This window comes from Ancylobacter dichloromethanicus (genome assembly GCF_018390645.1).
Taxonomy (GTDB): Bacteria; Pseudomonadota; Alphaproteobacteria; order Rhizobiales; family Xanthobacteraceae; genus Ancylobacter; species Ancylobacter dichloromethanicus.
The window spans coordinates 1-24,041 of the sequence record NZ_JAHBGC010000044.1; the positions used below are offsets into that span (position 1 = coordinate 1).

24 protein-coding genes and 1 tRNA gene are annotated in these 24,041 nt (G+C 70.2%); 11 read left to right on the forward strand and 14 right to left on the reverse strand.

Annotated features, from left to right (window positions below; all coding sequences use genetic code 11):
• Positions 1–196 precede the first annotated feature (196 nt).
• The 10 genes from KHC23_RS18620 to KHC23_RS18665 form a co-directional block, all read right to left on the reverse strand.
• A tRNA-Gly gene (locus KHC23_RS18620) sits at positions 197–271 on the reverse strand.
• Between the two features lie 152 nt (positions 272–423).
• Positions 424–1,269, reverse strand: a complete 846-nt coding sequence (locus KHC23_RS18625; RefSeq protein ID WP_213374588.1) for a Pnap_2097 family protein — start codon at positions 1,267–1,269, stop codon at positions 424–426.
• Positions 1,266–2,552, reverse strand: coding sequence for an MSMEG_0569 family flavin-dependent oxidoreductase (locus tag KHC23_RS18630; RefSeq protein ID WP_213374591.1), 1,287 nt, complete (start codon positions 2,550–2,552; stop codon positions 1,266–1,268). The genes KHC23_RS18625 and KHC23_RS18630 overlap by 4 nt, the downstream gene beginning before the upstream one ends.
• A gap of 16 nt (positions 2,553–2,568) precedes the next feature.
• Positions 2,569–2,856: an MSMEG_0570 family nitrogen starvation response protein gene (locus KHC23_RS18635; RefSeq protein WP_213374593.1), complete on the reverse strand. Its 288-nt coding sequence runs from the start codon at positions 2,854–2,856 to the stop codon at positions 2,569–2,571.
• Positions 2,849–4,006 (reverse strand): MSMEG_0565 family glycosyltransferase, encoded by a 1,158-nt coding sequence (locus tag KHC23_RS18640; RefSeq protein WP_213374595.1) that lies wholly within the window; start codon positions 4,004–4,006, stop codon positions 2,849–2,851. The genes KHC23_RS18635 and KHC23_RS18640 overlap by 8 nt, the downstream gene beginning before the upstream one ends.
• Complete coding sequence (locus KHC23_RS18645; RefSeq protein WP_213374597.1) at positions 4,003–5,049, reverse strand: sll0787 family AIR synthase-like protein; 1,047 nt, start codon at positions 5,047–5,049, stop codon at positions 4,003–4,005. Before KHC23_RS18645 ends, KHC23_RS18640 begins: the two co-directional genes overlap by 4 nt.
• 14 nt (positions 5,050–5,063) lie before the next feature.
• The gene (locus tag KHC23_RS18650) at positions 5,064–5,621 is read right to left on the reverse strand and encodes an MSMEG_0567/Sll0786 family nitrogen starvation N-acetyltransferase (RefSeq protein ID WP_213374599.1); all 558 of its coding nucleotides are present in this window, start codon (positions 5,619–5,621) and stop codon (positions 5,064–5,066) included.
• On the reverse strand, positions 5,618–6,775 hold the full coding sequence (locus KHC23_RS18655) for an MSMEG_0568 family radical SAM protein (protein ID WP_213374653.1): 1,158 nt from the start codon (positions 6,773–6,775) through the stop codon (positions 5,618–5,620). Before KHC23_RS18655 ends, KHC23_RS18650 begins: the two co-directional genes overlap by 4 nt.
• Positions 6,693–7,784 carry a Nit6803 family nitrilase gene (locus KHC23_RS18660; RefSeq protein WP_213374601.1) on the reverse strand — a complete coding sequence of 364 codons (1,092 nt, stop codon included), beginning with the start codon at positions 7,782–7,784 and terminating at the stop codon, positions 6,693–6,695. The genes KHC23_RS18655 and KHC23_RS18660 overlap by 83 nt, the downstream gene beginning before the upstream one ends.
• A 68-nt stretch (positions 7,785–7,852) precedes the next feature.
• Complete coding sequence (locus KHC23_RS18665) at positions 7,853–8,335, reverse strand: MSMEG_0572/Sll0783 family nitrogen starvation response protein (protein ID WP_213374603.1); 483 nt, start codon at positions 8,333–8,335, stop codon at positions 7,853–7,855.
• Between the two features lie 428 nt (positions 8,336–8,763).
• Here KHC23_RS18665 and KHC23_RS18670 point away from each other — a divergent pair, with 428 nt between their 5' ends.
• The 8 genes from KHC23_RS18670 (at position 8,764) to KHC23_RS18705 (ending at position 17,508) form a co-directional block, all read left to right on the forward strand.
• Positions 8,764–10,149, forward strand: coding sequence for an aminotransferase-like domain-containing protein (locus tag KHC23_RS18670; protein ID WP_213374605.1), 1,386 nt, complete (start codon positions 8,764–8,766; stop codon positions 10,147–10,149).
• A 268-nt stretch (positions 10,150–10,417) separates the two neighbouring features.
• Positions 10,418–11,140: a GntR family transcriptional regulator gene (locus KHC23_RS18675; protein WP_213374607.1), complete on the forward strand. Its 723-nt coding sequence runs from the start codon at positions 10,418–10,420 to the stop codon at positions 11,138–11,140.
• Positions 11,137–12,159, forward strand: a complete 1,023-nt coding sequence (locus KHC23_RS18680) for an amino acid ABC transporter substrate-binding protein (protein WP_213374609.1) — start codon at positions 11,137–11,139, stop codon at positions 12,157–12,159. Before KHC23_RS18675 ends, KHC23_RS18680 begins: the two co-directional genes overlap by 4 nt.
• A gap of 28 nt (positions 12,160–12,187) precedes the next feature.
• Positions 12,188–13,372, forward strand: a complete 1,185-nt coding sequence (locus KHC23_RS18685) for an amino acid ABC transporter permease (protein WP_213374611.1) — start codon at positions 12,188–12,190, stop codon at positions 13,370–13,372.
• 1 nt (position 13,373) lies between these two features.
• Entirely contained in the window at positions 13,374–14,498 is a 1,125-nt protein-coding gene (locus tag KHC23_RS18690) for an amino acid ABC transporter permease (RefSeq protein ID WP_213374613.1), read from the forward strand.
• Positions 14,495–15,247: an amino acid ABC transporter ATP-binding protein gene (locus KHC23_RS18695; protein WP_246544767.1), complete on the forward strand. Its 753-nt coding sequence runs from the start codon at positions 14,495–14,497 to the stop codon at positions 15,245–15,247. The genes KHC23_RS18690 and KHC23_RS18695 overlap by 4 nt, the downstream gene beginning before the upstream one ends.
• Positions 15,248–15,253: 6 nt before the next feature.
• Positions 15,254–16,465 (forward strand): aminotransferase class V-fold PLP-dependent enzyme, encoded by a 1,212-nt coding sequence (locus tag KHC23_RS18700; RefSeq protein WP_213374614.1) that lies wholly within the window; start codon positions 15,254–15,256, stop codon positions 16,463–16,465.
• Positions 16,462–17,508: a threonine aldolase family protein gene (locus KHC23_RS18705; protein WP_271188682.1), complete on the forward strand. Its 1,047-nt coding sequence runs from the start codon at positions 16,462–16,464 to the stop codon at positions 17,506–17,508. The genes KHC23_RS18700 and KHC23_RS18705 overlap by 4 nt, the downstream gene beginning before the upstream one ends.
• A 19-nt stretch (positions 17,509–17,527) precedes the next feature.
• Here KHC23_RS18705 and KHC23_RS18710 read toward each other — a convergent pair whose 3' ends face one another.
• A complete protein-coding gene (locus KHC23_RS18710; protein WP_213374615.1) occupies positions 17,528–18,583 on the reverse strand; it encodes a threonine aldolase family protein in 1,056 nt (351 codons plus the stop codon).
• 135 nt (positions 18,584–18,718) lie between these two features.
• On the opposite strand from KHC23_RS18710, the gene KHC23_RS18715 reads away from it, so the two are divergent.
• Entirely contained in the window at positions 18,719–20,278 is a 1,560-nt protein-coding gene (locus KHC23_RS18715; protein ID WP_213374617.1) for a bifunctional aminoglycoside phosphotransferase/ATP-binding protein, read from the forward strand.
• A 6-nt stretch (positions 20,279–20,284) separates the two neighbouring features.
• Here the strand turns inward: KHC23_RS18715 and KHC23_RS18720 are convergent, their stop codons facing one another.
• Both KHC23_RS18720 and rutR read right to left on the reverse strand, forming a co-directional pair.
• A complete protein-coding gene (locus KHC23_RS18720) occupies positions 20,285–20,929 on the reverse strand; it encodes a DsbA family protein (RefSeq protein ID WP_213374619.1) in 645 nt (214 codons plus the stop codon).
• An 84-nt stretch (positions 20,930–21,013) separates the two neighbouring features.
• On the reverse strand, positions 21,014–21,754 hold the full coding sequence (gene rutR / locus KHC23_RS18725; protein WP_246544768.1) for an HTH-type transcriptional regulator RutR: 741 nt from the start codon (positions 21,752–21,754) through the stop codon (positions 21,014–21,016).
• A 130-nt stretch (positions 21,755–21,884) separates the two neighbouring features.
• Here rutR and KHC23_RS18730 point away from each other — a divergent pair, with 130 nt between their 5' ends.
• Positions 21,885–22,364: a cytochrome b gene (locus KHC23_RS18730; RefSeq protein ID WP_213374623.1), complete on the forward strand. Its 480-nt coding sequence runs from the start codon at positions 21,885–21,887 to the stop codon at positions 22,362–22,364.
• A 10-nt stretch (positions 22,365–22,374) separates the two neighbouring features.
• Positions 22,375–23,391, forward strand: coding sequence for an esterase-like activity of phytase family protein (locus KHC23_RS18735; RefSeq protein WP_213374625.1), 1,017 nt, complete (start codon positions 22,375–22,377; stop codon positions 23,389–23,391).
• Between the two features lie 18 nt (positions 23,392–23,409).
• Here KHC23_RS18735 and KHC23_RS18740 read toward each other — a convergent pair whose 3' ends face one another.
• Positions 23,410–24,039, reverse strand: a complete 630-nt coding sequence (locus KHC23_RS18740; protein ID WP_213374627.1) for a queuosine precursor transporter — start codon at positions 24,037–24,039, stop codon at positions 23,410–23,412.
• Positions 24,040–24,041: the final 2 nt, after the last annotated feature.

Genomic DNA, 24,041 nt, shown 5'->3' on the forward strand with positions numbered 1-24,041 from the left:
CTCCGGCTTCATGAAACACCCAATCGCGGTGTCCACGAAACCGGCAGCAGGCCAGGGCGCCGTCAGCGCGCCATGCTATCCAGCGACTTTCCTGCAGATGCTTCCGTTCTGCTTCCAACGCGCGCAGCGTGGAGCTTTGGAAGCAGAAAACGCCCCGAAGGGCGTTTGCTAACTATCAGATTTTATTTGGAAAATTTGGAGCGGGCGATGGGATTCGAACCCACGACCCCAACCTTGGCAAGGTTGTGCTCTACCCCTGAGCTACACCCGCCCGCTCCGTCGTCCGGTGCCGGTCTTGATCGGCGCCCCGAACGGGCCGTCTCTATGCCCCAGCCTCGCGGAGAATGCAACGGGCTTCCGCAGGTTTTCTCACAGCTTGATGACGGCCGCTCTCCGGAGCTTGCCGCGCAACGCTTCGCGGGCTCACAGATGCCGAAACGTGAAGGCGTCGGCGAGAGGCGCGCCATCGCTCTCACGCTCCAGCCGGCAGTGATGGGCGAGCCCATCGGCGTCGCGCCGGGCGGCGAGCTTGCGCACCACGACGCGCTCGCCGGGGTCGATATTGCCGTGGAAGAACACCTCGCGCGACCGGGTGGTCGCCCGCGGCGCGCGCCGGCCGTCGAACCGCCATTCGGCGCGGTCGATGAAGGCGATGAAGCTGGAGAAATAGAGGAAGCCGGCGCCGTTGAAATCCTGCGCCGGGCACGGGTCGATCTCCAGCACGACCTCTCCCGCCACCGCCGGCCCCGGCCGGCCGGCGCGGAACGCCGCCGCACGGGCGGCGAGACCCACGTCCGGCCGGCTCGTCATGTCGGGCGGGGGAAAGCCGTCAAGCGCGACGCGCGCCACCGTGTGGTTGCCCCCGCCCGCCGCCCGGCGCACGAACACCGAGACCAGGTCGACCGCTCCCACCGTCCGCCCCGCGCAGGTGAGGACATGCCGGCTGGCGCACTGGGTGCGCGTGAGGCGGGCGATGGTCGAGGAAATGGCGAGCACGTCGTTCTCGCCCAGGCTGGCGAAGTCGGCGTCGGTCACCGACAGCGCGCTGAAGGCGGCATAGACCGGCGCGCCGTCGGCGGCGCGGAAATCGGGCACGGCGCGCCCAGCCATCCGCGCCAGCGCCATCCAGTGGCGGTGGCCGAGCTCCTTCAGCAGCCAGGTCTCCGACAGGCCGCCGAGGCAGAGCTGCGGCATGCCGAGCCGCACCGTGTCCTGCGCCACCGGCGCGGGCGTGGCGGCGAATGCGGCGGCGGGGAGCGCGACATTCATGCGGCGCTGTCCTGTCCGGCGCGGTCCCGTGTGGCGCCATCCTGCCCGGCGCGGGCGGCGATGTGGGTGACGATGTGCGCGGCGTCGCGCCCGACACTGCCGAAGCGACCCGATCCCCAGCTGTGCAGCCAGGGCAGGCCGATGAAATACACGCCCTCCTGCGCGGTGACCCCGCGCCGGTGCCGGGGATGGCCGGCGCCGTTGAACACCGGCGCGTCGAGCCAGCGGAAATCCGGCCGGAAGCCGATGCACCAGACGATGGCGGCGATGCCGGAGGCGGCGAGGTCGAGCCGCGGGCGCTCCTGCGCCGGCCGCCAGACGGCCTCGTAGGTCGAGGGCGGCGGCGCCGCGATCCCGTTCTCGGCGATATGCCTGTCGATGGCGGCGTTGATGCCGTTATAGGTCTTGTCGGCCTCGTCCAGCGCCTGCGCGAGGTTGGTGTCGAAGACGAGATGGGTGCCGTCGAACTCGCGCAGCACGCCGTGGAGCTCCATGCCCTCCAGGGCGAACTTCCGGAGGTCGATGTCGCGCCCGCCATCGCGGCCGGTGACGTAGTGGTTGGTATTGTCGCGCACCCCCTCGCGCAGCGGGTGCTGCTCCACCGGCATGTCGTAATAGCCCATGTCGGCGAGCCAGGTGACGACGTCGCGGCCGCGATAGAAGCGGGCGCAGCGCGGCGCGTTGCCCACCGCCAGATGCACCTTGCGGCCGGCGAGGTGCAAATCTTCGGCGATCTGCGCGCCGGACTGGCCGGAGCCGACGACCAGCACCGGCCCCTCGGGAAGCTGGCCGGCATTGCGGTACTGCGCCGAATGCACCTGCGCGATGGCCGGCGGCAGGCGCTCGGCCATGCGCGGCACGATCGGTTCGTGATAGCCGCCCGAGGCCACCACCACGTTGTCGGCGCTGAACTCGCCGGAGCTGGTGGCGACGAGGAAGCCGCCCCCGGCGCGCGGGGTGACCCGCCGCACGCTCACCCCCTCGCGGATCGGCGGGTCGACCTTGGCGCGGAACGCCGTGAGGTAGGCCAGAATCTCGTCCTTCCTCATGAAGCCGTCAGGGTCCGGCCCGGCATAGGGATGGCCCGGCAGGTCGCACTGCCAGTTCGGCGTGACGAGGCAGAAATTGTCCCAGCGCTGGGTGTCCCAGGCATGCATCGCCCTGTGCTTCTCGATCACCAGATGGTCGAGGCCGTGCCGGGCAAGATGATAGCTGGTGGACAGCCCGGCCTGCCCGCCACCGACGACGATCACCGGGTAATGGGGAACGCGATTCTCGTTCATGGCTGTTCTCCGGGGCTCAGGCGTCGAAGCTCTCGACGGCGACGCGGGCGTCGGGATGGGTGGAATAGGTGCGGCCGGCGGCCTCCAGCCGGGCGAGCTGGCCCAGGGCGCGCGAGCAGGCAAAGCCGTAGCGGGCCTCGACGCGGGCGCTGGCGATGGTGAGCGCCTCGCGGCTTTTCGCCAGGAAATCCGCCAGCGGGTAGCTCGCGCCGGGGGTGAGATAGTCCTTGATCACCAGCGAAGGCGAGTAGCAGCCCTCACGCGTGCCATCCGGCCAGCGAATGGTGAAGCGCATTTCAGGCATGGACAGCCTCCGCGAGAGTCTCATAGGTGGGCAGGTGCGCCCGCGCGGTCGATGCCCAGTCGTGCCGGGCGGCGACCGAGGGGCCGAGGGCGTTGAGGCGGGCGCGGGTGTCGGGCTGGAGCGCCAGCACCAGCGCGTCGGCGATCGAGCCGGGGTGGAGCGGGTCGCACCACACGGTCTCACCCTCGCCGATATGTTCGGTGAAGGGCGCGATCGCCGAGACCACGGTGGGCACGCCGCAGGCCATCGCCTCCAGCGCCACGAGGCCGAAGCCCTCCTTCACCGAGGCGAAGGCAAGCACGTCGGCCAGCCGGTAGAGCGCCGGCATGTCTTCCTGAGGCAGTGGGCCGGTGCGCAGCACGGCCTCGGCCGGCAGGCCGGAGGCGGCCCGCATCGCCTCGAATTCCTCAACATAATCATGATGATCGAGCACGCTGGCGCCGCCGGCGATGACGAGCTGGGCGCGCGGGTGCAGCGCCCGTAGCTGGACGAACGCCTCCAGAATGCGCTGCGTGTTCTTGCGCGCCTCCACCCCGCCGACGCTGAGCACGATGGGTCCGATGTCGAGCCCGAGGCGGGCAGCGAGTGGTGCCTCGCGTCCGTCGGGCACGGGGGAAAAGCGTTGGATATCGATGCCGTTGCCGACAATGGTGGCCGGCAGCCCGTAGGTCTCCGCCAGCAGCCCCTGCCATAGGGCGCTGACCACGAAATGCCGGTCGGCTTCCACGATGGCGCGGTGCTGGAGCGCCTGCAACGCCGGGTCGGCGAAGGCGTCGACATGGTGGACGGTGCGGGCGAAGCCGGGGATGAGGCCGGCCTCCTTCAATGTAGCCAAGGCATTGCCGGATATGCCATCCTGGGCGTGGAAGGCATCGAAGCGTCGCGCCCCCGGGGCCTCGAAATGGCGGAGATAATCGGCCGCGCGGACACGCACCATCTCCGTCACGTCGGGTCCGACCGGCGAGGCCGGCACGCTCACGGTGGCGCACAGGCTGGGCCGGAAGAAGCCGGTGCCGCGCGGATCGGGCGCATGGACCACCGCCTCATGGCCGAGCCGGGTGAGCGCGTCGCCGAGCTCCAGCGCATGGACGACGCCGCCGCGCGGATTGGTGGAATGGGCGAGGATGGCGATACGCAGGGCGCGGGTCATAGGGCCTCCTCCGCAACTGCAAGCGCTGCTGCTTCATCAAGCTGCGGAAATGCCGGTCCGCAGCCGAGCAGGCTGCGCCTTCCGAAGTCCCAGATCGTCGCGCGCGCGGCACCGCTCACCGCCACGACGCGGCGCCCGGCGGTCACCGTGCCGATGGACGCGGCGGCGATGCCGCGCCCGTGGAAGGCGGCGAGAATCGCCGGCACGTCCGTCGCGGTGGCGGTGAGCAGATAGCCGTAGCTGGGGAAGCTCGTCAGCCAGCGCGCCGGATCGACACCGTCGGGCGCCGGCACGCTGGCGAGGTCGATCTCGACCCCGACGCCGGAGCATTCGGCCAGCATGGCGGCGGTGCCCACCAGCCCGCCCTGGCTGATGTCCTTGGCGGCGCGGGAGAGGCCGGCCTCCGCGATCATGGGCAGGATTTCGAGATCGCCGCGCAGCCGCGCCGCCGGGGCGTCGGTGGCCGCTTCCCAGTTGGAGAAGGGCTCGCGGTAGCGCCCGCGCAGATCGATGGCGGCGATCAGCGTCTCGCCGGGGCGGGCGTCGAACGAGGTGAGGAGCTTTTTCGCCCGGCCGAGCACGGCGACGGAGAGCTGGCCGCGATCGGTCGCCAGATTCGTATGCCCGCCGACGATGGGCACGCCGAAGCGGGCGGAGGCGGCGCGCAGCCCCTCCAGCACCGGGGCGGCGCCGTCCTCTCCTTTAGCCCACACCGCGTCGACCACGGCGAGCGGGCGCCCGCCCATGGCGGCGATGTCGGACAGGTTGACCATCACCCCGCACCAGCCGGCAAACCACGGGTCGCCGACGACGAATTCGTTCATGAAGCCTTCGATGGCGAGCAGCAGGTAACCGTCGCCATCGGGGATCGCCGCGCAGTCGTCGCCCACCGGCACCACGCCCTGCGCCCCCGACCCTTGCCCGCCCAGCCCGAGCCGCGCCGCCGCCACGGCGATATCGGCCTTCGCGGTGAGGCCGGAGGAGGAACGTAGCCGGCTTATGATATGTGCGAAGGCGGCATCGGACAGCGCGGGGCGAGCCATGTCACATCTCCCTCTCACGCCGCTTTCCGCAGCGGCGCGGTGCGGGAAGCGGAGCGGAAGCCGGTCTCGGCATCGAGGATCGGCGGGTAGAAGGCGAGGTCGGCCTGCATGAGGAAATGGGGCCTTCCGTGCAGTTCCTTCTCCTCCACCACGTTCCAGTGCAGGCGGCGGAACAGCAGCGCGTTCTGGGCCTGCACATGGGCGAGGAACCGCGTGCAGCCGCGCGCATGGGCGGAGGAGACGGCGAGGCGGATCAGCGCCGCGCCCAGCGCGCCGACCTTGCGATAGTCCGGCGCCACGGCGAGGCGCGAGCCCCACCACAGGCCGGGCTCGGCCTCATGGATGCGTACCGTCCCCACCACGTCGTCGGCCAGCAGCCCCAGCAGCGAGACGGCGACGAGGGGAATGGCGGTGTCGTCGACGGCGTCGCGGTCGTCGCCCGCGAACAGGCCCTGCTCGTGGCAGAACACCTCGTGGCGCAGCCGCGCGGCGCCGCGCTTCTCCCAGGTCTGGGTGGCGAACTTCACCTGGAAATCGGCGGCGAGGAAGGGGCGGAAGGTGCCGTACATCATGCGCAGCCTCCTTGCCGCACGAGGCCTTGCGCCGCACTGCGCCGCTCATAGGTGGAGAGCGCCGAGCAGGCGCCGCATCGGGCGCAGCCGGCCTTCACCTCGATGGACTTCAGCCCGGTGGCCAGCAGCATTCCCGAGAGCGGGCCGAGGATGGAATTCATGAAGGCGGGGGACGGGGTCGGGTGGCTCTCCAGCGGCGTGCCGGAGATCGGCACGAAGGGCACCACGAAGGGATAGACGCCCATCCGGGTCAGCCGATCGCAGACCGCGAGAATGTCCTCGCGGGCATCGCCGAGCCCGGCCAGGATGTAGGTGGAGACCTGCCCGCGCCCGAACACCGGCACCGCCGCCTCGAACGCCTCGAAATAACGCTCCACCGAGACCTGCGCCTTGCCGGGCATGATCTTCTGACGCACCTCTTCGGTGCAGGCTTCCAGATGCATGCCGAGCGCGTCGGCGCCGGCCTCGAACATACGGGCGAACCACGCATCGTCGTCGGGCGGTTCGCACTGCACCTGGATCGGCAGGTCGACCGCGCCCTTCACCGCCGCCGCGCTCTCGGTGAGGATGGCGGCGCCGCGATCCTTGCCCGGCGGCGTGCCTGTCGTCATCACCATGTGCTTGACGCCATCAAGCTCGACGGCGGCCTTGGCCACCTCGGCGAGCTGGGAGGGCGTCTTGCGCGCGATGGTGCGGCCGGCGGCCAGCGACTGGCCGATGGCGCAGAACTGGCAGGTCTTGGCCCGGCTCTGGTAGCGGATGCAGGTCTGAAGGACGGTGGTCGCCAGCACGTCGCGCCCGTGCAGCACGGCGATCTTGGAATAGGGAACGCCCTCAGTGGTGGTCAGCCCGTAGAATTTCGGCTGCAGCGGAAACGACACCTCGCCGAGCGCCAGCCCGTCGCGGCTGATGCGGCTGCGCCCGAAGGCGTCCGGCTTCTCGACCAGATAGGGGCTCTCGAAGGCCGGGGCGGTGTGGACGGGGACCATCACCGTCATGCCGTCCAGCGTCAGCGCCTTGTGATCGGACGGCCCGGCCCCGCCGCGGCGCGAATCGGCGCCGGCACGGGGATCAACCAGCCGCACCCCGTAGGACTGCAACTCGTTGATCAATTGTTCCGTCGGTAGCGGCCGGAGCTCGGTGGCCGGGTCCATCGGTTTCATCGGAAACGCTCCCTGTCTGGAGGGGGATGGGGGCGGCGTGCGAGGTGTGGAGGGGCACCGCCGGGCGGTCGTCGAGGTTCAGGCTCAGCAGTTCCGGCCGGGCGTAATGGCCGACCGAATCCATCATCCGCTTGCGCTTGGTGATGAGGCCCATGTCGAGATCGGCGATCAGGATGCCCTCGCCGGAGGTGAGCGGGGGCACGACATGGCTGCCCTCGGGCGAGACGATGGCGGTCATGCAGCCGCCGGTGAGGGCCTTGCGCAGCTTCTCCTCCGGGGAGATGCGGGCGATCTGTTCTTCCGTCAGCCAGCCGGTGGCGTTGACCACGAAGCAGCCCGATTCCAGCGCGTGGTGGCGGATCGTCACCTCGATCTGCTCGGCGAAGATCGGCCCGACCAGCGAGCCGGGGAACTGGGCGACGTGGATCTCCTCGTGCTGGGCCATCAGCGCGTAGCGCGCCAGCGGGTTGTAGTGCTCCCAGCAGGCGAGCGCGCCGACCCGCCCGACGGCGGTGTCGACCACCTTCAGCCCGGCGCCATCGCCCTGGCCCCAGATCATCCGCTCATGGAAGGTGGGGGTGATCTTGCGGCGCTTGAGCTTGAGCGAGCCATCGGCGTCGAACACCAGCTGGGTGTTGTAGAGCGAGCCGTGGTCGCGCTCGTTCACCCCCAGCACCACCACCACGCCGAGCCGGCGGGCGCTGGCGCTGACCGCCTCGGTCACCGGGCCGGGAACGAGAACGGCGTTGTCATAAAGCCGCAGATGTTCCGCCCCGGTGAGCACGGGGGGCAGCACGAAGGAGAAATACGGGTACCAGGGCAGGAAGGTCTCGGGGAACACCACGAGCCGCGCGCGCTTGCCCGCCGCCTCTTCCAGCGCGGCGAGCACGCGGGTAAGCGTGCCCTCCAGGCTGTCGAGCGAGGGCGCGATCTGCACCGCGCCGACGCGGACCACGCGCTTCTCGGCGCTGCGCTTTTCCGCGATTGTCATGTCTGCCATTTGCGGCCTCCTTCGGCCTCGACCGTCATCCCGGATCGGCGACACCGCCGCCGATCCGGGGCCACGCGTCACAGCGTCCAGGTGTCGAGGATGAAGGCGTTGTCGCGGCGGTGCAGCAGCACGATGTCGAGCACGTCCAGCGGGCTGACCGGGACGATGCCGGGGATCAGCGCGCCCTCGCCATGGCCGTAGAGCGCCTGCAGGGCAAAGCGGCAGGCATAGACCTTGCCGCCATCGTTGAGGATCTTCTCGATCCGGCCATTGAAGTTGAGATGGCCGGGAAAGGCCTCGTCGCCGAGCTTGGGGAAGCCGCGCTGCACGCCGAGCGTGACGCCCGGCCCATAGAGCAGCACCGAAGTCTCGAACCCCTTCTGGATCAGGCGCGAGGCCTGCAGCAGGTTCACCAGGCCGATCGAGCCCTCGAAGGCGACGGTGTGGAAGGTGACCAGCGCCTTTTCGCCGGGGGCGGCTTTGACGTCCTCGAACTTCTTTTCTTCATAGTCGACGAGCACGTCGCCCTTGCTGTGGGCCGGCACGGTGATAGTGGCCATGTCGCTCTCCTTGGCTGCAATGGAGCCGGCGGACGCCGGCCGTGGGCTGCAATGGGGCCGGCGCGGTGCCGGGTACGCCGGAGAGAATTGCAATCAATGTGCCAATTGACAGAATGCAAAAAGAATCATCAAAACAATCAAATTACATACAATTATGCATTCAATAAGTGTCGAAACGGCAAAACGGCTTTGGTGACAAAGCGGGCGGACGCTTAGAGATGTGGCGGGGAATTGCCCGCTTCCTGCGCATGCGACGGCAGATGGTCCGGAACATCCCTTACGCAGCAAGTTGTGGACCAGTGGTGACACGCCACCTCTGCAACATTATACAGTCAATTATGCTAGGTGCCGACTCGGGCCGTTACCCGGGGGCTGAGACGATCCCGGACCAGCCGGCGGCACGTCCGGGACGACGAAGGTGAGACGACATGGCCGACTGGATTCCCGACCTCGCCCGCTCCGACAAGCCGCGCTACCTCGCCATTGCCGATTTGATCGGCGAGGACATTCGCGCCGGCCGGCTGGCGGTGGGCGACCGGCTGCCGCCGCAGAGGAAGCTCGCGGCCCGGCTCGACATCGACTTCACCACCGTGGCGCGCGGCTATGTCGAGGCGCAGAAGCGCGGGCTGGTCGAATCCCGCGTCGGCCAGGGCACCTTCGTCACCGGCACGCCGCGCCCGAAGACCCGCGCGGCGAGCGCGCCCAAGCCCGGCACGGTCGATCTCTCGATGAACCTGCCGCCCGAGCCGGACGACCCGGCGCTGATCGAGCGGATGCAGGACGGGCTGGCCGAAGTGGCGCGCGATCTGGTCGCGCTGCTGCGCTATCAGGGCTTCGGCGGCACGGCGGCGGACAAGGACGCGGCCTCCGCCTGGCTCGGCCGGCGGGCGCTGGTGCCGGCGCAGGAGCGCATCTTCGTCACGCCGGGCGCGCACCCGGCGCTGCTCGGCATTTTCGGCCTGCTGGCGCGGCCGGGCGATGTGATCCTGTGCGAGGCGATCACCTATCCCGGCGTGCGCGCCATCGCCGCCCAGCTCGGGGTGAAGCTGTTCGGCCTGCCGATGGACCTTGACGGCATCGACCCCGACGCCTTCGCCACCGCCTGCCGGGAGATGGCGCCCAAGGCGCTCTATCTCAACCCGACGCTGCAGAACCCCACGACGCTGACCATTCCCGAGGAGCGGCGCGAGGCGATCGCCAAGGTGGCGCGGCGCTTCGGCGTGCCGATCGTCGAGGATGACGCCTATGGCTTCGTGCCGCCGCACGGCCCCGCGCCGCTGGCCGCCATCGCCCCGGACCTGACCTGGCACATCGCCGGCCTCGCCAAGTGCATCGGCGCCGGGCTGCGCGCCGCCTATGTGGTGGCGCCGGAGGCGCGCGCGGGCTACCCCTTCGCCAGCGCCCTGCGCACCGCCAATGTGATGGCCTCCCCGCTCACCACGGCGCTGGCGACGCGCTGGATCGAGGACGGCACCGCCGACACGCTGCTGCGTTTCATCCGTTCCGAGACCGCCGCGAGGCAGGCGCTGGCGAGCGCGATTCTGCCCAAGGGCAGCTTCCGCGCCGACCCGCTCAGCTTCAATCTCTGGATCGAGCTGCCCGCGCCGTGGACCCGCTCGGCCTTTGTCGGCCACATGCGTTCCACCGGCATCGGCGTGGTGGCGAGCGACGCCTTCACCGCCACCGGCCCGGCGATCGAGGCGGTGCGGGTGTGCCTGGGCGGCCCGGCGACCCGCGCGCAGATCCGCTCGGCGCTGGACTTCATGGCCCACGCGCTGGAGGAATCGCCCGAAGTGGTGTCCTCGGTGATGTGAGGTAGCGGCCGGTCGGAGACCGGGGCGAACGACGCGACGCCATTGTCGCGCGGTCGCGCCGGGCGACGCCCGCGCACCGGCGGCACCGCGCCGACGCCCGCCCCGCCGTGCCACTTCACGCCGATCCACGCCCGTCCGGTCGACGCCTGCGGGATGGCGGCCGCGCCTCCACGGCCACGCCTCCCCCAGCCGCGCTGAACAATCCGAAGGCAAGCGCTGGCGATCATTTGGACTTGCAACTGGTATACCGGTCAACCAGAATACCGGCATGAGGATGCCCTTCGAGTTCGAGCGCGAGCGCGCCTATCACCGCCTTGTCGATCTGATTTTCGGCCAGGCGCTGGAAGCCGGCACGCCGCTTTCCGAGCGCAAGCTCGCCGAGCAGCTCGGCATGGGCCGCATGCCGGTGCGCGAGGCCCTGCACCAGCTTGAGCAGGAGGGCGTGGTCGAGGTGAAGCCGGCGCGCGGCACCTTCGTGCGGCGCATCTCGCCCGGCGATCTCGCGGAAATCTACCGGGTGCGCGAGGCGCTGGAATGCCTCGCCGCGGAACTCGCCGCGACCCAGGGCCCGACCGAGGCGCTCGCCGCCTGCGGCGCCCGCATGCGCACCATGGCGAAGGACCCCTCCGCTTTCACCGCGGTCGAAATCGACGATTCCGGCACCGAATTCCACGAATTGCTGATGCTCGCGACCGGCAATGCGGCGCTGATGGAAACCGTGCGCCTGCTCCGGCTGCGCTTCCGGCTGGCCTTTCACCTGCCGCGCTATTTCTCGCACGAGAACCTGTATTCGACCCTCGCCGACCACATCGACATTCTCGGCGCCATCGAGCAGCGCGCGCCACGGGCCGCCGGCAAACTGATGCGCGCGCATCTGCGGCGCGGCCTCGACATGCGCCTCGCGCTCGAAGCGGCCGCCGCCGATCGACCTTCCACGCAGAAAAACGATGCCGCCAAAGGCATCACCAGAGGTTTGGAGAGCACGAAATGAGAAGGCATCTTGCGACCGGGCTCGTTGCGCTCGGCACCCTTGCGGCGATGTACGGCGCCGCCGGCGCCACCACGCTCGAGACGGTGAAGAAGAACGGCGTCGTCACCTGCGCCGTCAATGGCAGCCGCCCCGGCTTCTCCTCGGTGGACAGCAAGGGCGAATGGAACGGCGTCGACGTCGACACCTGCCGCGCGCTGGCCGCCGCCATCTTCGGCGACGCCACCAAGGTCAAGTTTCTCAAGACCAACAACCAGACCCGCCTGACCGCGCTGCAGACCGGCGAGGTCGACGTCACCGTCGCCAACACCACCTGGACCCGCGCCCGCGACACCGATCTCGGCGTCGATTTCGTCGCGCCGACCTTCTATGACGGCCAGGGCCTGATGGTGCCGAAGGCGCTGGGGGTGAAGAGCGCCAAGGACCTCGACGGCGCCAGCGTGTGCGTGCGCCCCGGCTCCACCTCCGAGCGCGTGGTCGCCGACATCCAGACCAAGTTCAACATCACGCTGAAGCTGGTCGTCATCGACGACCAGAAGGAAATCAACACCGCCTTCTTCGGCGGGCGTTGCGACGTCGCGGTGCAGTCCTCCTCCGGCCTGTCCTCCACCCGCGCGGCGGTGGCCCCGAACCCGGACGACTACGTCATCCTGCCGGAACTGTTCGGCAAGGACCCGATGGGCCCGGTGGTGCGCCAGGACGACGCGCAGTGGCGCGACATCGTCCAGTGGACGGTGTTCACCCTGTTCCAGGCGGAAGAGAGCGGCATCACCTCGACCAATGTCGATGAGATGAAGGCCATCAGCACCGATCCGACCGTGCGTCGCCTGCTCGGCGTCGAGGAGGCCGGCAGCAAGGGGCTCGGGCTCGACCCGGCCTGGGCCTACAACGTCGTCAAGCAGGTCGGCAATTACGGCGAAGTGTTCGAGCGCAATGTCGGCAAGGGCTCGCCCCTGAAGCTGGAGCGCGGCCTGAACGCCCAGTATACCGAGGGCGGCCTCATCTACGCCCCGCCGCTGTGAGCCCGGCGAAGGCAGCGAGCCATCGTCGATGAGCCGTATATCCCCGACAAGGGTGGCGCCCGCCGTGCCACCCTGGCGAAACCCGCGTGTGCAGGCCATCGTCTGGCAGGCCCTGCTCGTCCTCGCCTTGCTGGCGCTGGCCGTCTGGCTGGTGACCAATGCCCGCCAGGCGCTGGACGAGCGCGGCATGACATCCGGCCTCGGCTTCCTGTTCGATCCCGCGCAGTTCGCCGTCGGCGAGGCCTTCTTCGTCTTCAAGCCGGGCTCGACCTATCTCGCGGCGCTGGCGGTAGGGCTCGGCAACACAGTGATGCTGTCGCTGGTCAGCATCCTCACCGCCACCGTTCTCGGCGCCGCGCTGGGCTTTGCCCGGCTGTCGCGCAACGCGCTGATCGCGGGTCTGGCGAAGGCCTATGTCGAAGCCTTCCGCAACACCCCGCAGCTGGTGCAGATCGTGTTCTGGTACAGCTTCTTCACCCTGCTGCCGGGCCCGCGCCAGTCCTGGTCGATCCTCGACCTGGCCTTCGCCTCCAACCGGGGGCTGACGGTTCCCGCGCCCGAGAATGGCGACGTGTTCCTGCTCATGCTCGGCATGCTCGCGCTCGGCGCCCTGCTGGCGCTGGTCTTCGCCCATCTTGCCGACCGGCACCGGCGCCGCACCGGGCGGCCCTGGCGGCTGGTGCGGCTGACCGAACTCGCCGTGCTGCTGCTGCCGGCGCTGGGGGCGTGGCTGGCCTGCGGCGCCCCGCTCGGCTGGAGCGTGCCGGAGCTGCGCGGATTCAACTATGTGGGCGGCGCGACGCTGGCTCCGGAATTTCTCGCCATCTATTTCGGCCTGTCCTTCTACATCGCCGCCTTCATCGCCGAGATCGTGCGCGGCGGGCTGGTCAGCGTCGATGCCGGACAGATCGAGGCGGCCAACGCCATCGGGCTGAGCCGCGGCGACCTCTATCGCAAGGTGATGGTGCCGCAGGCGCTGCGGGTCATCATCCCGCCGCTGGCGGCGCAATATGTCAGCCTGCTGAAGAACTCCTCGCTCGGCGTCGCCGTCGGCTATCCCGACCTGTTCAGCATCTCCAACACCGCGCTCACCTATAGCGGCCGCACCATCGAGGTGCTGTGCATCATGGCGGCGGTCTATCTGCTGCTGTCGCTCGCCATCGGCGCGGCGGCGAACGTCGTCAACCGCTTCGTGCAGATACCGGAGCGCTGAGATGGGCACTCTTCCACGCTCCTTCGCCCGTCCCGCTTCCTCGCCGCCGCGCCGGCCGCCGGCCGATGCGCGGGGCGTGCGCGCCTTCGCGCAGGCGCATCTGTTCCAGTCGCCGCTGGCCGGCCTGTTCACCTTCCTGCTCGGGGCGGTGGTGATCGTCGCGCTCTGGCACATCCTGCGCTGGAGCGTGGTGGACGCGGTCTGGTACGCGCCGGACAACGGCGCCGCCTGCCGGACCGCGACGGGCGCCTGCTGGGCGGTGATCGTCGAGAAATACCGCGTCATATTGTTCGGCGCCTATCCCTACGACCAGCAATGGCGCGGCGGCCTCATCGTCGCCATCTGGCTGGCCTGGGGCGCGGTGTCGGCCACCCGCCTGCTCGGCGTCGGCACCCGGCTGACCGGATGGGCGCTGGTGTTCGCCGCCTCGATCCTGCTGCTCGGGGGCGGCGTGGCCGGCCTTGAGCGGGTGGGCACGGATCTGTGGGGCGGCCTGCCGCTGACCTTCATCATCTTCGGCGGCACCATCGCCGGCGGCCTGCCGCTGGCCATCCTGCTCGCCATCGGCCGGCGCTCGGAACTGCCGGTGGTGCGCCTGCTGTGCGTCGCCACCATCGAGGGCGTGCGCGGCATCCCGCTGCTGGCGCTCTTGTTCTTCGCCGCGCTGATCCTGCCGCTGTTCCTGCCGCCGCAACTGACCGTCGACAAGCTGATCCGCGCCGAGATCGGCATGATCATCTTCTTCGCCGCCTATGCGGCCGAAGTGGTGCGCGGCGGCCTGCAGGCGATGCCGGAGGGCCAGGACGAGGCGGCCAAGGCGCTGGGCCTCGGCTACTGGCTGCGCATGCGCAAGATCATCCTGCCGCAGGCGCTCGCCATCGTGGTGCCGGCGCTGTTCAACGACATCATCCGCGCCTTCAAGAACACCACCTTCTTCAGCATTCTCGGCCTGTTCGACGTGCTCGGCGCCACCAAGGCGGCGCTGCAGGACCCGAACTGGGTGCGCTACGGCACCGAGGGCTACCTGTTCGTGTTCCTGCTCTATTTCATCATCTGCTCCGCCATGTCGCTCTATGGCGGCTCCATCGAGCGCGACAACCAGCGCCGCGTGCGGAGGGCGACATGAGCGCGCCCCGCGACCTCGTGGTCGAGCTGTCCGGCGTCAACAAATGGTACGGCCAGCACCATGCGCTGCGCGACGTGTCGCTCGGCCTGGCCGCCGGCGAGAAGATGGTGCTGTGCGGCCCCTCGGGCTCCGGCAAATCGACGCTGATCCGCTGCATCAACGGGCTGGAGGCGTTCCAGCAGGGCGACCTCGTGGTCTGCGGCACGCGCCTCGACGGCACTCAGGAGAGCCTCGGCGCGGTGCGCCGCAAGGCCGGCATGGTGTTCCAGAACTTCAACCTGTTCCCGCACCTGACGGTTCTCGAAAACCTGACGCTCGGCGCGGTCTATGCCCGCTTTGAGCCGGAGCACCGCGCGGTCGAGCGCGCCCATGGCCTGCTCGCGCGGGTGCAACTGACCTCGCAGACCTTCAAGTTTCCCGGCCAGCTCTCCGGCGGCCAGCGCCAGCGCGTGGCGATCGCCCGGGCCCTGATGCTGGAGCCCGAGGTGATGCTGTTCGACGAGCCGACCTCCGCGCTCGATCCGGAAATGGTCCATGAGGTGCTCGACGTCATGGAGGAACTGGCGCGCGGCGGCCAGTCCATGATCGTGGTGACCCACGAGATGGGGTTTGCCCGCACCGTCGCCGACCTCGTGGTGTTCATGGACCAGGGCGAGATCGTCGAGGCGGCACCGCCCCAGAGCTTCTTCGAGAACCCGACCACCGCCCGCGCCAAAGCCTTCATCGGGCAGATCTCCCACGCCACGTAGGACACGATGAACAAGAACACGACACCTCCGCACGATGAAGCCGTCCCGATCCCGCGCCGCGCCGACGGCACGCCGGACTGGGCGCTGCTGCGCCGGGAATTCCCCGCGACGCAGTTCACCACCTATCTCGACATCGCCCGCAAGGCGCTGCTGCCGCGCTGCGCCGCCCAGGCCGCCGCCGACTGGTTCGCCGACATCGACTCCCGCGCCACCGGCCGCCGCGCCTTCTCGATGGGCGAGGTCGAGATCACCCGCGCCGTCGTCGGCGCGACCTTCGGCGCCCGGCCGGAGACGCTGGCGCTGGTGAAGAACACCTCGGAAGCCATCAACATCGTCGCCCAGGGGTTCGACTGGCGCGAGGGCGACAACGTCGTCATCTCCGAGGCCGAGCACGAGAACAACACCTTCCCGTGGCGCCCGCTCACCCGGCGCGGCGTGGAGGTGCGCGTCGTCGCCGGCGGGCCGGACGGCCGGGTGACCACCGACGCGCTGCGCGCCGCCATCGACGCCCGCACCCGCATCCTGTCCGTCGCCTGGGTCAGCTACGGCCTCGGCGAGCGCGCCGATGTCGACGCGCTGGCGCAGCTCTGCCGCGACAAGGGCGTGCTGTTGGTGATCGACGGCATCCAGGCGATCGGCGTGCTCGACCGCCGCATCGACGATCTCGGCGCCCATGTCGTCGCCTCCGGCGGCCACAAGGCGCAGATGAGCGTCGCCGGCGCCGGGCTGATGCATGTCGCGACCGACGCGCTGGAGCGCTTCCGCCCGCCCTTCGCGGCGAAATACTCCTTCGCCACCTTCGACCGCACCGAGGAACAGCCCGAACTGGCGCCGGACGCGCACCGCTTCGAATATGGCAACCCGAACTTCATCGGCCTCGCCGTGCAGCGCCGCTCGGCGCAGTTCATCGGCGCCATCGGGCTGGGCGCCATCGAGGCCCGCATCCGACATCTCACCGACCTGCTGATCGAGGGCGCCGACCGGGCCAAGCTCAAGCTGCGCACGCCGCGCCCCTGGCTCGAGCGCGCCGGCATCGTCAGCTTCGACCTGGAAGGCGCCAGCGCCGACAGGGTGGAGGCCGTGCTGGAACAGGAGGACATCCGCGTCGCCAGCAAGGACGGCCACCTGCGAGCCGCCGCGCATTTCTACAACGATGAGGACGACGTGCACCGCTTCATGGACCGGCTCCAGCATCACCTGCGGAGTGCCCGCGCGTGACCCCTCCCATCGAGATCGACCTGATTTCCGACACCTCGACCAGGCCTTCGCCCGCCATGCTGGCGGCAATGGTGAAGGCGAGGGTCGGCGACGAGCAGCGCGACGAAGACCCCACCGTGCTGGAACTCAACGCGCGGGTCGCCGACCTGCTCGGCATGGAATCGGCGCTTTTCCTGCCCTCCGGCACGATGTGCAACCAGATCGCCTTCCTGGTGCATTGCCGGCCCGGCGACGAGATCATCGCGGCGGCCAATGCGCATGTGTTCGGCTCGGAGGGCGCGGGCGCCTCGGCGCTCGCCGGCGCGCAGTTCCGCACGCTGCCGACCGCGAACGGCGTGTTCCAGGCGGCCGAGGTCGAGGCCGCGATCCGCGCCCCGCGCCACCGCTCGCCGCGCAGCCGGGTGGTCAGCGTCGAGCAGACCGCCAATCGCGGCGGCGGCAGCGTCTGGCCGACCGCCACTCTCGGCGAGGTCGCGGCCCTCGCCCGTGCCCATGGCCTCGCCGCGCACATGGACGGCGCCCGGCTGCCCAATGCAGCGGTCGCCTCGGGGGAGCCGATGTCGGCGCATACGCGCGGCTTCGACAGCGCCTGGATCGACCTCTCCAAGGGACTCGGCTGCCCGGTCGGCGCCGTGCTGGCGGGCTCCAGCGGCTTCATGGAAGAGGCGCTGTTCTGGAAGCACCGGCTCGGCGGCGCCATGCGGCAGGCCGGCTTCATCGCCGCCGCTGGGCTTTACGCGCTGGAGCACAACCTTCAGCGCCTGGCCGAAGACCACGACAATGCCCGGCTGTTCGCCGGGCTGGTCGATGGCGCGGGCGGTGTCGCGGTGTTCCCCGCCGAGGTGGCGACCAACATCCTGTTCCTCGACCTGACCCATTGCCAGCTCGATGCCGGCACCGTGGCCAGCCGGTTGCGCGAGCACGGAATCCGGTTCGGCGTCGAGGGCGCCCGGCGGATGCGGGTGGTCACCCATCTCGACGTCAGCGCGGAGCAGGTGCGCCGGGCCGCGCAGGCATTCACCCGCATCGTCGGCGGGGGCTGAGCCCGGTCCGGGGGACGCGTCAGGCGAGCGCCCGCGCCGCGCCCACGAGCCGGTCGACATCGGCCTCGCTCGTGGCGAAGGAGGTGACGAGGCGTACCACGCCCACGCCCCAGCGCTCGGTGTAGAAGCGGAAGCCCTGCGCCAGCAGCCCGTCGGTCATCGGCTGAGGCAGCCGCACGAACAGCATGTTGGCCTCCACCGCGCCCTGGATCTCGGCGCCGCCCACGCCGCCGAGCCCGGAGGCGAGCCGCGCCGCCATGGCGTTGGCGTGGCGGGCATTGGCGAGCCAGAGGTCACCTTCGAGATAGGCCTCCATCTGCGCGGCGAGAAAGCGCATCTTGGAGGCGAGGTGCCCGCCGCGCTTGCGGCGGAACGCCAGCTCGCCGGCCCGCGCCGGGTCGAACAGCACGAGAGCCTCCACCCCCATGGCGCCGTTCTTGGTGGCGCCGAAGGAGAGGATGTCGACGCCGGCCTTCCAGGTCATCTCCGCCGGGCGGACGCCGAGCGCCGCCGCCGCATTGGCGAAGCGCGAGCCGTCCATGTGCAGAGGCAGGCCGGCCTGCCGGCACACGGCGCCGATGGCGGCGGTCTCGCTGAGCGAATAGAGCGTGCCCAGTTCGCTCGCCTGGGTGATGGAGACGCAGGAGGGCTGCACGCAATGCACGTCGCCGCGGTTGCGCTGCGCCGCTTCCCGCAGCGCGTCCGGGTCGATCTTGGCGCCCACGCCTGGCACGTGAACCAACTTGGCGCCGCCGGTGAAGAATTCCGGGGCGCCGCATTCGTCGTTCTCGATATGGCTGTCGGCATGGCACAGCACCGCGCCCCAGGGCGGGGTGAGCACGCTCAGCGCCAGCGCGTTGGCGGCGGTGCCGGTGGAGACCAGCAGCACCTTCACCTCGTGCTCGAACAGGGCGGCGAACCGCGCCTCGACACGGGCGGAAATCGCGTCGGCGCCGTAGGAAGGCATCGCACCCTCGTTGGCGGCGGCGAGCGCCTTGAGGATGGCGGGGGAGATTCCGGCGACATTGTCGCTGCCAAAGCCGGGCAGGCGCGGGGAGGAAGCGGGATCGGTCACGGCGGGTTCCTGGCGGCGGGAGGGAGTGCCATAGGGGGAAACCGGCGCGGGGCCACTTGTCAATCGCCCGGGGAGGACGTTGCCTGCGTCAGTTGCCGGATGGCGCGGGCCGGCGGAGCGGGGTTAGATGCGGCCATGAGTGCCAACAACCATGTCGTCGCCGACCAGGAAGCGGTTTTCGCCCTGCTCGCCAACCCCGCCACCCATGGGCGCACGGACCCGGTCATTCGCATCGACACCCATGGCGCGGCGGTCTTTCTCGCCGGGCCCGACGTCTACAAGGTCAAGCGCGCGGTGCGCTACTCCTTCATGGACTTCTCGACGCTGGACAGGCGCCGGCGGGCCTGCGCCCGCGAGCTGGAGCTGAACCGCGCCACCGCGCCCGGCCTCTATCTCGGCCTCGTTCCCATCGTCGCAAAGGCCGGCACGCTGCATCTCGGCGCCGAGGGCGAGGGGAACGGCGACGTGGTGGAATGGGCGGTGCACATGGCCCGCTTCGACGAGAACGCGACGCTGGACCGGGTGGCCGCGCGCGAGGGCCTGTCGCGTCCGCTGATCGCCGCGCTGGCGGTGGCGGTGGAGGCCGCGCACCGGCGCGCGCCCGTGGTCGCCGGCACTTCGGGGGGCGCGCTGCGGGCGGTGGCGCGCAATGTCGTGGCGGGGCTGAGGGAGGCGCCGGGCCTGCTGCCGCCCGCGCGGGTCTCGGCGCTGGAGGCCGGCCTGATCGACGCCTTCGACCGGCTGGAGCCGCTGCTGGCGCGCCGGGCGGCGGCGGGCGAGGTGCGCCGCTGCCATGGCGACCTGCACCTGCGCAACATCGTGCGCGTCGACGGCGCGCCGGTGCTGTTCGACGCGCTGGAGTTCGACGAGGCACTGGCCACCACCGACCGGCTCTACGACCTCGCCTTCCTCATCATGGACATCGCCATGCGCGGGCACGGCTTCGAGGCCAATCTCCTGCTCAACCGCTACCTCGCCGCCTGCGGCGAGGCGCCGCCCTATGACGGGCTGGCGGCGCTGCCGCTGTTCCTGGCCCTGCGCGCGGCGATCAGGGCGCAGGTAACGGCGGCGGCGGCCGGGTTCCGCGACGCTTCCGGCCGCGCCGCGGCAGGCGAGGAGGCGCGCGCCTATCTCGCCTTCGCCGAGAGCGCGCTCGCCCCCCGTCCGGTGCGGCTGGTGGCGGTGGGCGGGCTTTCCGGCACCGGCAAGAGCACGCTGGCGGCCGCGCTGGCGCCGCGGCTCGGCCCAATGCCCGGCGCGGTGCATCTGCGCTCGGATGTCGAGCGCAAGCGCCTCAACGGCACGCCGGAACTGGAGCGGCTGCCGCAGGAAGCCTATTCGATCGAGGCGACGCAGGCGGTCTACGAGACGCTGCACGCGCGGGCGGAGGCGATCCTCGCCGCCGGCCACGCCGTGATCGTCGACGCCGTGCACCAGCGTCCGGAGGAGCGGGCGCAGATCGCCGCGCTCGCCCATGAATGCGGCGTCGATTTCCTCGGCCTGTGGCTGGAGGCCCCGCTCGACGCGCTCACCGGGCGGGTGGCGGCGCGGCGCGGCGACGCGTCCGACGCCACCGCCGAGGTGGTGCGCTGGCAGGCAGGGCGCGACCCCGGGCCGCTCGACTGGGTGCGGCTCGACACCTCGCGCCCGCCCGAGGCGGTGCTGGCGCAGGTGGCGGGGCTGCTGGAGGGCTGACGCGCGCTATTTCTCCGCCGCGCGCTGGCGGGCGTCCTCGACCACGTCCTTGAAGCCCTGATAGTCGAGCGCCGCCGCCACCTTGTAGGGGCCGACCAGATAGACCGGCGTGCCGGGCAGGCCCAGCGCCTCGGCCTGTTCGTTGTTGCGCTTGAGCAGCGCGCCGATCTCGCCGGCATGGGTCTTGAGGTCCTTGGCCAGCATGGCCCGGTCGATCCCGGCGCCGGCCAGCGCTTCGCTCATGCCCTCGGTCGAGGATTTGGCCGGCAGTTTCATCAGCGTCTTGTGCGCGGCGAGATACTTGCCCTGGTAGTTCGCCGCCAGGGCGAGCTGGGCGGCGACCACGGAGGATTCGGCCAGGATCGGCCAGTCCTTGTAGACCATGCGGATCCCGCCATCCTCGGCGACCAGCCGCTCCAGTTCCGGCAGCGATTTGCGGCAGTAGCCGCAATTATAGTCGAAGAAGGCGACGATGGTGACGTCGCCCGAGAGATTACCGAAGGTGGGCGTGTGCGGGTCGTGGAGCAGGGCGTCGACGTCGAGCGGCCTGGACGTGGCGACCGGAGGCCGCACGTCCGGCGCGGCGGCGAGCAGCGGAAGCGAGGCGAGCAAAGCGCCGGCGGCGGTCAGGAGCAGCGCGCGGCGCTTCATCGGATAATCCTCATTACCGGTAACGGAGTAGCGAAGGCGGCCGCACGGGAAGCAGCGTCGCCGGCGACCGCGCTTCCGGAGGCATCATCTGGCGCGCAGTCCATCAAGTATAATCCGCTGAACGTTGCGCGTAGCTTCCTCCGCAAAGGCCTCGTCGTCCAGCCCCTTGCCAAGCAGGGCGTCGATCTGGGGTGCGAAGTCGGCATAGTGCTGGGTCGTCGCCCAGATGGCGAAGATCAGGTGGTGAGGGTCGATCGGCGCCAGCTTGCCGGCGGCGGTCCAGCCCCGGATGACCTCGGTCTTGGCGTCGACCAGCTCCTTCAGCGCGGTCTCCAGCTCGCGGCGCAGCAGCGGGGCGCCCTGCACCACCTCCAGGCAGAACAGGCGCGAGGCTTCCGGGTGGGTGCGCGAGAAGCGGATCTTGCGCCTTATATAGGCGCTGATGCCCTCGATCGGGTCGGTCTCCAGCTGCAATTCGCGCAGCGGGTCCAGCCACTCGTTGAGAAGCCGGCTCAACACCCCGACATAGACCTCTTCCTTGGAGGCGAAATAGTAGAACAGATTGGTCTTGGAGACGGCCGCGCTGCGGGCGATCTGCTCCACCGTGGTGCCGTGCAGGCCGTAGCGCGAGAACAGCGACAGCGCGGCATCGAGGATGGCGTTGCGCTTGGCGGCGATGCGCTTGATGCGGGTGGGGGTCTTCGGCCGCCCGCCTCCCCCGGTTCCGTCATCGGCGGCGGCGCTTAGCCGCGCGGCACGCGCGGGCGCGGCCGCCGGGCGCGCCTTCCGGCTGGACGGGCGATCCGTGGGATGCGCAGATGGCAATGTTCGCTCCCCCCTTGGCATGTCACATGAAATGGCACGGAAAGGAATCGCACCGCAATATGCGGTTCCGCGCCGTCGCGATTCGCCGGCGGAACCCACCCGTGACGAGGCCCCCGGAGAGACCGTGCGCATGGCAGGCCGTTACGACCGCGTCGCCCGAACCCTGCACTGGCTGATCGCCGCGCTGGTGCTTCTGCAGTTCGCCACCGGCTGGAGCTGGGGCTATTTCGAGCGGGGCTCGGAGCCGCGCTTCTACCTGTTCCGGCTCCATCTCTATTCCGGCTATGCGGTGCTGGCGCTGGCGGGGCTGCGCATCTTCTGGCGGCTCACCCACAGCGCCCCGCCCTTGCCGGCGGGAATGAGCCGGCTGACGCAGGTCGCCGCCCATGCCACCCATGGCCTGCTCTATCTGCTGATCCTGATCCAGCCGATCCTCGGCGCGGTCACCGTCACCGCCCTCGGCAAGAGCCTTGGCTGGACCGGTGCGGTCCATGTCGTGCTGGCCTATGTGATCGCGGCAATCGTCGTGCTGCACGTGGCGGCGGCGCTGTGGCACCATTTCCTGCGGCGGGACGGCCTGCTCCTGCGCATGCTGCCGACCCGGCACTGAAGGACTGTCGATGCGCATCACCTCCCCCCCGCTCCTGACCCGTTTCGCGCTTGCCCTGCTGGCCGCCATGCTGGTGCCGGCCGCGCCCGGAACGGTTCTCGCCCAGACCGCGCCGGTCACCGTCCAGGCGTCGCCGATCGAGCGTTTCGACGCCGGCGGCGCGCGCCGCTTCGGCCGGCTCGAATTCCGCGGCGGGCTGGTCCTGACCTCGCCGACCGCCACTTTCGGCGGCCTGTCCGGCCTGGTGGTCGATCCGGACGGGGCGGAGTTCCTCGCCATCACCGACAAGGGATGGTGGCTCACCGGGCGCATCGCCAGCGAAGGCGACCGCCCGGTCGGCATCACCGATGCCCGGATGGCGCCGATGATGGCGAGCGGCGGCAGGACGCTGGCGTCGCAGGGGCGCGGCGATGTGGAATCGCTGGTCCGCGTACCCTCGGGCACGCTGGTCGGCATAGAGGGCAAGCAGGAGGTCTGGCTGTTTCCCGGCGCCAACCCGCTCGAGGCCGCCGGCCGCCGGCTCGTTTCCGACCCGGCGCTGATGCGGCTCGGCGGCAATCAGGGCCCCGAGGCCCTGCTGGCGCCGCCCGGCGGGGTGCCGGCGGCCATCATCGTCATCGCCGAGGAAAGCCCGGACGACCCGGCGGTGCTGCCCGGCTTCCTGTTCGGCCCGTTCGACGCGCCGGTGCCGATGGGGCGCTTCACGCTGAAGCGGATCGACGAATTCTCGGCCACCGATGCGGCGCTGGCCGATGACGGCATGGTCTATCTGCTGGAGCGGCGCTTCGATTTCCTGCGCGGCGTCGCCCTGCGCATCCGCCGCTTCCCGCTGAGCGACATCAGGCCGGGCGCGGCGATCGAGGGCGAGCTGGTGATGAGCGCCAACCGGCTGGCCGCCATCGACAACATGGAAGGCCTCGCCCTGCACCGCAACGCGGCGGGCGAGCTGATCCTGACCCTGATCTCGGACGACAATTTCTCCGCGCTCCAGCGCACGCTGCTGCTGCGCTTCGCGGTGGTCGAGTAAGGCGGTGGAGGAGAGCGGTCAGCGCGCGGCGCGGGAGGTGCCGGGCGCGACGCCCCAGGGCTTCAGCCAGCCCATCAGCGCGCCATAGGGCAGCAGCGCCAGCAGGGCGCAGCCCAGCTTCACCAGGAAATCGAAATAGGCCAGCCCCACCCACAGCGGCACGGTGATGCCGGTGGAAGCGTAGGTGACGGGGAACGACATGTCCGCGTCGCCGGCGAAGGCGAGCGAGAAGAACAGCGCGGTGTCCACCGCCGAGCCGAACAGGCTGCCGGCCAGCGGCGCCTGCCACCAGCTCAGCCGGCGCAGGCGGTTGAACACGCCGATGTCGAGCAGCTGGCCGAACAGAAAAGCCGTGCCCGAGGCCAGCGCGATGCGCGGCGTCGCCAGCCCGATCGACAGCAGCACCGCGAGGGCGAAGCCGACATAGACCACCTGCCGCGCCACGGCGGGGCCGAAGCGGCGATTGGTCAGGTCATTGACCAGGAAGGCGAGCGGATAGGTGAAGGCGCCCCAGGTGAGGATTTCCTGGAGGCCGAACTGCTCGACGGGATGCTGGACGAGCACGTTCGAGGCCGCCACCACCGCCATCATGGCGATGACGGGAATGACGAGCCTCGTGGCCGTGATCTCGGTGCCGGCGAGCTTCATCG